We start from the raw sequence: 9069 nt of genomic DNA, 5'->3' as shown, positions 1-9069 counted from the left end.
ATGCGGCGAGTGGGTGACAGGTCGGTGGATGCCGTGACATGCCGTGCGCTTCACGTGAAGTCGCCTGTCCGTGCTGACCGTCCCGCTTCGGCGGACGGATGTCCCGAGGATGGACGATGACGCTGGTACCCGGCCGCACACCGGCGCACACCGAACCAGGTGGGGGCGCGCTCGACGGCGTGCTCCTGCCCCCGAAGCTCATCCGTCGAGTGATCTCCGGGCTGCCGACCGGGCTGGTCGTGCTCGACGCGACCGATCGGGCGGTGCTGGTCAACACGGTCGCCCGCCGGATGGGTGTGGTCCGCGACTACGAGATCGCCGTCGCCGAACTCGCCGATCTGGTGCGTTCCACCCGCCTGGCCGGACGCGACCACGAACGTCAGATCGACCTGCCGCCGGTGCCCGAACCGCCGCTGACCCGGCCGCGTCCCGACCAGGAGGCGCTCGCCGTGCGTACCCGCGCACGCCTGCTGGACTCGACTGGTCATGTTGCCGTCATCCTCGATGACATCACCGAGTCACGTCGGGTCGAGGCGGTGCGGCGCGACTTCGTCGCCAACGTCAGCCACGAACTCAAGACGCCCGTCGGCGCGCTGCACGTGCTCGCCGAGGCGGTCGCCGCGGCCAGCGAGGACCCGGTGGCCGTGCGCCGGTTCGCCTCGCGGATGACCCGGGAGTCCGACCGGCTGGCCCGGCTGGTGCAGGAGATCATCGACCTCTCCCGGCTCCAGGGCGCCGAGCCGCTGCCCGACCTGCGCCCCCTGCTCACCGGCGAGCTGCTCACCGAGGCGGTCGACCGCAACCGACTGCACGCCCAGGCCCAGGAGATCTCTCTCGCGGTGATCGGGGACGGTGCGCTGCAGGTGCTTGGCGACGAGGGGCAGCTGGTCACCGCGGTCGCGAACCTGCTGGAGAACGCGATCAGTTACTCGCCGCGAGGCACCCGCATCGTGCTCGGTGTGCGCCGCAGCGGGACGACGGTCGAGATCTCGGTGGCCGACGAGGGCATCGGCATCGCGGAGAAGGACCTCGAGCGCGTGTTCGAGCGCTTCTACCGGGCCGACCCCGCCCGCTCCCGGGCCACCGGCGGCACCGGCCTGGGCCTGGCCATCGTCAAGCACATCGCGACCAACCACGGTGGAACCGTCACCGTCTGGAGCTCCGAGGGGGCCGGCTCGACCTTCACCATCCGCCTGCCCCTGTTCGCCAACGCCGCGGCGACCGCGACGCCCTCCACCGGGATCGCCGTCCCCGTGGTCGTCGTCCCCGGTATCGCCGACGTCGGTGCCAGCTCCGACGACCGTGCCAGCTCCGACGACCCGGACGTGTCGGACCCCGGTGACATCCTCGACGCGCGGGAGATCGTGGCCGCGTCCGTCCAGGATGTGCCGGGCTGGGAGGCGTCCGTCCGGGACGAGGGTGCCACCGAGGTCGACGGCGATCAGGCCCGGGGCGATCATGATGCTGCGTTCCGGGGGGAACGCGGGAAGCGGTCCGGGTCGGCCGGTCCGTCGGACGGGACATGGGGAGCGATCGGGTGACCCGGCTGCTGGTAGTGGAGGACGAGGAGTCGTTCTCCGACGCGTTGTCGTTCATGTTGGAACGGGAGGGTTTCGAGGTGGGCGTCGTGGCCGATGGTCCCAGCGCCTTGGCGGAGTTCGATCGCCGCGGCGCTGATCTGGTCCTGCTCGACCTCATGCTGCCGGGGCTGTCCGGCACCGAGGTGTGCCGCACCCTGCGGACCCGTTCGAGTGTGCCGATCATCATGCTCACCGCGCGCGACAGTGAGATCGACAAGGTGCTCGGCCTGGAACTGGGCGCGGACGACTACGTCACCAAGCCGTTCTCGTCGCGCGAACTCGTCGCGCGGATTCGAGCGGTGCTGCGTCGCCGCTCGGAGACGGAGGAGGTCTCGGACACGACGCTCGAGGCTGGGCCGGTGCGGATGGACGTCGAACGGCACGTCGTCACGGTCGAGGGCGCGATGGTGACCCTGCCGCTGAAGGAGTTCGAGCTGCTGGAGATGTTCCTGCGTAACGCCGGGAGGGTACTCACGCGGGGGCAGCTGATCGACAGGGTGTGGGGGTCCGACTACGTGGGTGACACCAAGACCCTGGACGTACATGTCAAGAGGCTTCGGACGAAGATTGAGCGCGAACCCGGGAATCCGCGTCACCTCGTGACGGTGCGGGGCTTGGGCTACAAGTTCGAGCCGTGACCGCTGGCCGGTCCGGCGGAGGGGCGGTGTTCGGGTGCTCGGAGGCGTTCGTCCGGCGGGCTGGTTCCCGCTCGGGTCGCATCGTGCGGCCGCGCGGTCGAGGGTCGGCGAGTCGGACCGTCCCACCACGGTGGCCACGGCCGGTCCCGCGGATGCGGTCGAGCCGGCCGATCCGGTGGAGTCGGCGGGAGCGGGACTGGTCGCAGCGGTCGAGCTGACCGGGCTGGTCGACCCCGCGGACCAGGTGCCCGCGGGGGAGCCGGGCTCGCCAACCGCGTCGGGTTCCGACCCCGCCCCGTCGGACGGTCGCGCGCCGGGTCCGGCGACATCCGGCGGGGCGGTGCCACCGGGTGGGGCGGTCGTGCTGGCCGGGGCGGTGGTGCTCGCCGGGGACGGCGTCCCGGTGCGGCCCACGGGCGCCGGGCGTCCACGGGCGGGCATCGGCGTTGGGCCGCTGCCGGCCGGGCCGCATCCCGGCCCGATGCGGATGGGCGTGATCGACATCGGGTCGAACACGGTGCACCTGCTGGTCGTGGACGCCCACCGTGGCGGGCAGCCACAGCCGGCGGCCAGCGTCCGGGTGCCGCTGCGCCTCGTCGAACTGCTCGAGGCCGACGGCTCCCTCGGTACCGAGGGGGAACAGGCGCTCACCGCGTGCGTGCGGGACATGCGTGAGCAGGCCGAGGCGCTCGGGGTGCAGGACCTCGCGGCGTTCGCGACGTCGGCGCTGCGCGACGCGAGCAACGGCGATCAGGTTCTCGCCCGGGTCCGGGCGGCGACCGGGGTCGGGATCGGCATGCTCTCGGGCGAGGAGGAGGCCCGACTCACCTTCCTCGCGGCGCGGCGCTGGTTCGGCTGGAGCGCCGGGCGGCTGCTGGCCCTGGACATCGGTGGCGGCTCGCTGGAGATCGGCGCCGGCATGCACGAGAATCCCGAGGTCGTCGCCTCGCTGCCGCTGGGCGCGAGCCGGCTCACCCGCGACTGGCTGGCCGGCGCGGACAACGACCCGCCCCGGCGCGCCGACCTCGCGGAACTGCGGCGCTACGTGCGGGCGCAGATCGCTCCGGTCGTCGCCACGATCTACCACCTCGGCGAGCACACCCGGGTGGTGGCGACGTCGAAGACCTTCCGTTCGCTGGCCCGGATCGCCGACGCCGAACCGTACAGCCGCGGCCCCTACACCCGCCGGGTGCTGCGTCGTGACGACCTCGCGGACGTCGTCGCGAAGATCACCCGGATGACCGTCGAGGAACGGGCGGCGCTCGCCGGGGTCTCGGCGAGCCGGGCCGGGCAACTGGTCGCGGGCGCGATCGTGGCCGCGGAGGCGCTCGATCTGTTCAGCGTCGAGGAGGCGGAGATCTGCCCCTGGGCGTTGCGGGAGGGAGTCATCCTGCGCCGGCTCGACTGGCTCAACTCCGGCTGACAGCATCCGCCTATAAGGGGAAAAAAGTACTTTTCGGGTTGTGGGGGATCCGCCGGGATGCGATGATGATCGGATGTGGCCGCTGTCACGTGCGATATCAGGCTATGTACTGTCGGTGGACGAGCCGCGGCATGGGCGAACCCGCGGCGATGGCCTAGCCTGGACGAGGAAGGCACCCGGCAGCTCCGGCCGCCGGCTTCTACGGCAGGGAGATGGATTGCGGGCGAGGCGTCCGAGCACACGACCGGCCGATGCGGCCCGGTCGGATGCCGTCGGCCCGCCCCCGTCCCAGGCACCGCTGCCCGAGCCCCCATCGGCCGACTCGGCCGTCTCCCGATGGCCGGTTCCAACCGGCTCCTCCGCGCCGTCACGATGGCCGGACGGCTCGGCTACGACGGTGTCGAGATCATGGTCTGGACGGATCCGGTCAGCCAGGATCCGCAGGCGCTGCGTCGCCTGGTCGACTACCACGGGATACCGATCCTGGCGATCCACGCGCCGTGCCTGCTGCTGACCCAGCGGGTCTGGGGCACCGATCCGTGGGCCAAGCTGGTGCGCGCCCGCAGTGTCGCCGAGACGCTCGGCGCCGGGACGGTCGTCGTCCACCCGCCGTTTCGCTGGCAGCGCGACTACGCGCGTGAGTTCATCACCGGCATCGAGCGGATGGCCGGGGAGACCGATGTCCGGTTCGCGGTGGAGAACATGTTTCCGCTGCGCGCCCGCGGTCGGGAGGTCTCGGCCTACGCACCCGACTGGTCGCCGGTGGACGACGACTACGCCCATGTCACCCTCGACCTCTCCCACACCAGCGTGTCCCGTTCCGATGCCATGGCCATGGCCGGTGAGCTCGGGGAACGGCTCGTCCACGTGCATATGGCCGACGGTATGGGCTCGGCCAAGGACGAGCATCTCGTCCCGGGGCGGGGCACCCAGCCCTGCGCCGAACTGCTGGAACAACTCGCCACCGGCGGATTCGACGGCACGATCGTGGTCGAGATCAACACCCGGCGGGCCGAATCCCGGGCGCAGCGCGAGGCCGACCTGGCCGAGGCGCTGGCCTTCACCCGCCTACATTTCGCCGCCCCCGCACTCGCCAGCGCCGCGAACACCACCACCGCCACCGGCACCGGCACCGGCAGCGGCAGCGGCAGCACTCCCGGCGTTCGGTCGTGATGACCGTCCGGCCAGGTGGTTCGCGACCCGGTGGGGGCTGACAGCGGCCGAAGCCCTCGGCACAACCAGGCCGTGACCCGTGCCCGTACCGTCACCGGCTCGATCTTCGACGCGCTGGCGGACGCGTACGCGGCGACACGCCCCGGTTACCCGGAGCAGATCCTGCTCGACATCGAGCGGATTCTTGGACGACCCCTGGCCGGCGCGGATGTCGTCGACGTCGGCGCCGGTACGGGCATCGCCACCCGGCTGCTGCTGCGGCGCGGCGCGCGGGTCCTGCCGGTCGAACCCGGGCCGGACATGCTTGCCCGGCTGCTCGCCGCCACTCCCGGGCTCCCCGCGGTGCGTGGGGACGGTGAGGCGCTGCCGCTGCGCGCCGACGCGGTCGACCTCGTCTGTTACGCCCAGGCCTGGCACTGGGTCGATGTGCCGGTCGCCGCCGCGGAGGCCGCCCGGGTGCTGCGGGGCGGTGGCGTGCTCGCCGTCTGGTGGAACGACGTCGACGCGTCGGACGCCCGCTGGTGGCAACGTCAGCAGGATCGACTCGAGCGGATGAGCCCCGGCTACCGGCGCGACTACCGCACCCGCCCCTACGCCGACGAGCTGCGCTGGACGGGCCACTTCGAGGAGGTCGTCACCCTCACCGGGCGGTGGCAGCGGCGGATCGCCCTCGAGGACTACCTGACCTGGCAGCGCTCGAAGTCCTATGTGGCAGCCATCGGCGCCGACCTCGACGAGTATCTCGAGGCCGAGCGCGACAGCGTCCTGCGCGCCTTTCCGGACGGGATCGTCGTCGAGCCCTTCCGTACCCTGCTGGTGATTGCCCGCGTCCCGGCGCGACCCGGGTCGTCGACGCCCGCCGAGTAGTACGAGCCGCCCGGAGGGCAGCTGTTCGGGTACCCCCGCTCGGCTATCTCCAGATGTAACGCGGGACGACCTTCGAGCACCCCGATAGTGGTCCCGTTTTGCTTTGGATGTGCACTTGTTTGTAATGAATCGAATACGTCACGTCGAATCGAGTCGTGTGATTCATCGTCGGTTTCTCTCTCGTGCGTCGATCCGCTAGTCTTGGCCGCGATCGCGGGGTGGAGTCGTACTTCGCCGGTGCAGCGCGTGGATGGTCTGGCCGCAGGGCCTCGCCGCCGGGCCGCCTCCGGTGGGGATGACAGTGCACGGCCCATCCCGCCGTCGTATGCCCACCCCGGACGCAGGGTGCCGCCCGTCGGCGCGCTGATCGAGGAGGCGACGGCCCCAGTGCGGGGTGCTACCAAGTCAAAACCACAGGTGACGGCTCCGTCGCACCGCCGACCCGCCGGCGGATCGGCGGGCCACCGGGCCGACGCAGGACAGACGGGACAGGCCACCCAAGCAGCCCAGGACACCCAGGACACCCAGGCCGCGGCGAAGTTCGCCTACCATCCGGCTCTGGACGGTATACGGGTGATCTGTATCTATGTGATCCTCGCCGGTCACATGGGTGCGATTCGAGCGAGCAACGTCGCGGTCGACGTCTTCTTCGTGCTCAGCGGATTTCTGATCACGGCGCTGCTGCTGGCCGAACATCATCGGACCGGAACCGTCTCGATCGGTCGGTTCCTGGTCCGGCGAGCCTTCCGGCTCATGCCGGCGATGTGGGTCTACCTGTTCGTGGGGCTTCTGGTCACGGCGCTGTTCAAATGGGACGACACCGCGTTCCGTGACGATTTCGTCGGCAGTGCGACATCGGTCTTCTTCAATGTGAACAACTGGTACAAGGTCGCGCACCCGGAGGCGGGTGGACGCTGGCTCGCCCACGTCTGGTCGCTCTCCCTGGAGGAGCAGTTCTACCTGCTGTGGCCGGTGATGTTCGTGCTGGTGCGCCGGTCCGCGCGGCTGCGCCGGCACCTCGGGCTGATCCTACTCGGCCTGGTCCTGATGCTGGCCGGCTGGACCTACGTCCTGGCAAGCGACGGTGCGCCGCACACCCGCGTCTACCTCGCTCTCGACACGCATGTCGCCCCGCTGCTGATCGGATGCCTGCTCGCGGTGTGGCGCGACACCCGACTGCGCGCCCTGTCCCGGGCCGAGGATCTCGCTCCGCCCGTGCCGCCCACGCCACCGCCACCGCTGCCGCTGCCGTCCACGCCACCCGGGCCGTCCGGACGTCCCGTCGCGTCGACCTGGTCGGTGGCGAGGGCTCAGGGCCATCGGCGACACGCCTCGCGACCTCGGACCGGCAGCGACAGCGTCACTGGTGCCACCGCGGCCAGCGGCGCCAACGCTGGTGTCACCGGTGGCCACGGGGCCGGCGCGGGTCGGCCGGACGTGACCGCGGCCGTCGTACGACGGTGGCCCGCGGGACGACGCGTCGCGGCGCTGGGGCTCGCCGCCGCGATCGGGCTGGTCCTGTTCGCCTTCCTCGGCCCGAACAAGAACGTCCACGCCGCGAACTGGCTCGACCGCGCCGCCTACCTGCCGAGCGCGCTGCTGGCCGCGATCGTCGTGCTCAGCGCCGACCTTCGCCGGGATGCCGCCTGGGTGCGGCTGCTCGGCCGGCCGCGGATGGCCTCCCTCGGCAAGATGACCTTCAGCGTCTACCTGTGGCACTACCCGGTGATCTCGGCGGCGAACGGACAGCTGGTGCCCCGGATCGGCCTGTGGCCGGCAGTCGTCTGCGCGGCGGCGGCCAGCACGTTCGTCGCCTACTTCTCCCATCGTCTGATCGAGCGCCCGGCGCAGCGGATGCGTCCGGGGTGGGCGGACACCCCGCGTGGCCCGCGACGGACGGCCGTCGCCGTGGCGGAGCCGTTCGCGCATCCCGCCGAGCGGCGGGTGGAGGACACCGCTGGGCTGCGCTGGCGCTGGGAGTCCGCGGACGAGGGCCGTCCGAGCCCCCGGGCGGGCATGATCCGCACCGGTGAGGACACCCTCGCCCTCCGGCGCGGCGGCCCGACGCGGTCACCCGAGCTGGGATACCCGTGGTCCAGCGAACCGGAGACCGACGACGTCTGGGTGGATGAGGGCTATGCGCGTATCCCCGTCGGGTACGCGAGCCACGCCGCCCGGGGGATGGATAGCCACGGCGACGTCCGCTACGCCGATGTCCAGGTGGATCCGGTGGGCGCCGTCCCCGGTCCGCCCGCCCCGCCGGCATATGATCATCGGTGGTCGGTGGCCGGCTGGGATCCGGTGACCGGTCCGAGCCGGCTGCCCGCCGATCCGGCGTACGTGGACGAGGTGTACACCGGTGAGCTGATCGTCGCGCCCCGCGAGACGGGCGTTCCCGCACGCGTGGAGGACCCCTGGTACTCACCGCGCGGTGTCTCGCGTCGGCCCCTGGCGGGCTGACCCGCGGGTCCGGCGGTGGCCGGGCGTGGGTGGGGGGCGGTCGGCTGCGGGGGTACGTCCGGGTGGGCCATACTCTCCTGGCCGGCAAGCTGGACGAGCTGGACGAGCTGGATCAAGGGCTGAGGAAAGGGACGTTCATGGTCATCGGGGTCATGGGGGCGGGCAGGCTCGGGAGCGCGGTGCTTGCCGGCCTGCTCGCCTCCGGGCACGCCGCCGAGGACGTCGTCGTGGCGGAGAAGGACGCGGCCCGGGCGGCCGGGATCGCGGGTCAGTACGGGGTGGAGGTTCATCCGCCGACGGTCGTCGCGCAGCGGGCGGACGTCCTGCTGGTCGTGGTCAAGCCGCAGGACGTCGCCGCCGCGCTCACCGAGGTCGCCCCCGTGGTGGCCGCCGACACGCTGGTCGTGTCGCTGGCGGCCGGGGTGACGACCGCGGCGATCGAGGGGCACCTGCCCTCGAGGCCGCCGGTCATCCGGGTCATGACCAACACGCCGCTGCTGGTCGGGGCGGCGATGTCGGCGATCTGCGCCGGTGAGCACGCTGGGGACAAGCACCTGGCCGCGGCCGAGGCGCTGCTCGAGCCGGTCGGTCAGGTCGTCCGGGTGAGCGAGGCGAGCCTTGACGCGGTGACCGCGTTGTCGGGCAGCGGGCCGGCCTACTTCTTCTACGTGGTCGAGGCTCTGGTCGAGGCCGGGGTGCGGCTCGGGCTGCCGCGGGCGCTGGCGACGCAGCTCGTCACCCAGACCGCGACCGGCTCCGCGCGGATGCTTGCCGAGACCGGCGAGAACCCCGCGTTGCTGCGTGAGGCGGTGACCTCGCCGGCCGGTACGACCATCGCCGCGCTCCATCACCTGGATCGCGCGGCGGTGCGCGCGGCGCTGATGGACGCCTGCCTGGCCGCCAGCGACCGCTCCCGCGAACTCGGCCA

At 71.9% G+C, this 9069-nt stretch carries 7 protein-coding genes; all 7 read left to right on the top strand.

Annotated elements, in window-relative coordinates; all coding sequences use genetic code 11:
- Positions 1 to 116 precede the first annotated feature (116 nt).
- Positions 117 to 1541 carry a sensor histidine kinase gene (locus G6R24_RS15160; protein ID WP_163549897.1) on the top strand — a complete coding sequence of 475 codons (1425 nt, stop codon included), beginning with the start codon at positions 117 to 119 and terminating at the stop codon, positions 1539 to 1541.
- Positions 1538 to 2218, top strand: coding sequence for a response regulator transcription factor (locus G6R24_RS15155; RefSeq protein ID WP_163549896.1), 681 nt, complete (start codon positions 1538 to 1540; stop codon positions 2216 to 2218). The genes G6R24_RS15160 and G6R24_RS15155 overlap by 4 nt, the downstream gene beginning before the upstream one ends.
- Before the next feature lie 130 nt (positions 2219 to 2348).
- Positions 2349 to 3641, top strand: a complete 1293-nt coding sequence (locus tag G6R24_RS15150; RefSeq protein ID WP_420840665.1) for a Ppx/GppA phosphatase family protein — start codon at positions 2349 to 2351, stop codon at positions 3639 to 3641.
- Between the two features lie 336 nt (positions 3642 to 3977).
- Positions 3978 to 4814, top strand: coding sequence for a sugar phosphate isomerase/epimerase family protein (locus G6R24_RS15145; protein WP_225438563.1), 837 nt, complete (start codon positions 3978 to 3980; stop codon positions 4812 to 4814).
- Positions 4815 to 4886: 72 nt separating this feature from the next.
- Complete coding sequence (locus G6R24_RS15140) at positions 4887 to 5681, top strand: class I SAM-dependent methyltransferase (protein WP_163549894.1); 795 nt, start codon at positions 4887 to 4889, stop codon at positions 5679 to 5681.
- A 417-nt stretch (positions 5682 to 6098) separates the two neighbouring features.
- On the top strand, positions 6099 to 8141 hold the full coding sequence (locus tag G6R24_RS22530) for an acyltransferase family protein (RefSeq protein WP_225438562.1): 2043 nt from the start codon (positions 6099 to 6101) through the stop codon (positions 8139 to 8141).
- A 137-nt stretch (positions 8142 to 8278) separates the two neighbouring features.
- On the top strand, positions 8279 to 9069 hold a 791-nt coding region (gene proC, locus G6R24_RS15125), incomplete at its 3' end, for a pyrroline-5-carboxylate reductase (protein WP_163549898.1).

The organism is Candidatus Frankia nodulisporulans (assembly GCF_902806475.1).
Classification (GTDB): domain Bacteria; phylum Actinomycetota; class Actinomycetes; order Frankiales; family Frankiaceae; genus Frankia; species Frankia umida.
Note: the sequence above shows the minus strand (reverse complement) of the source record. Positions and strands in the feature narration are given on the sequence as shown.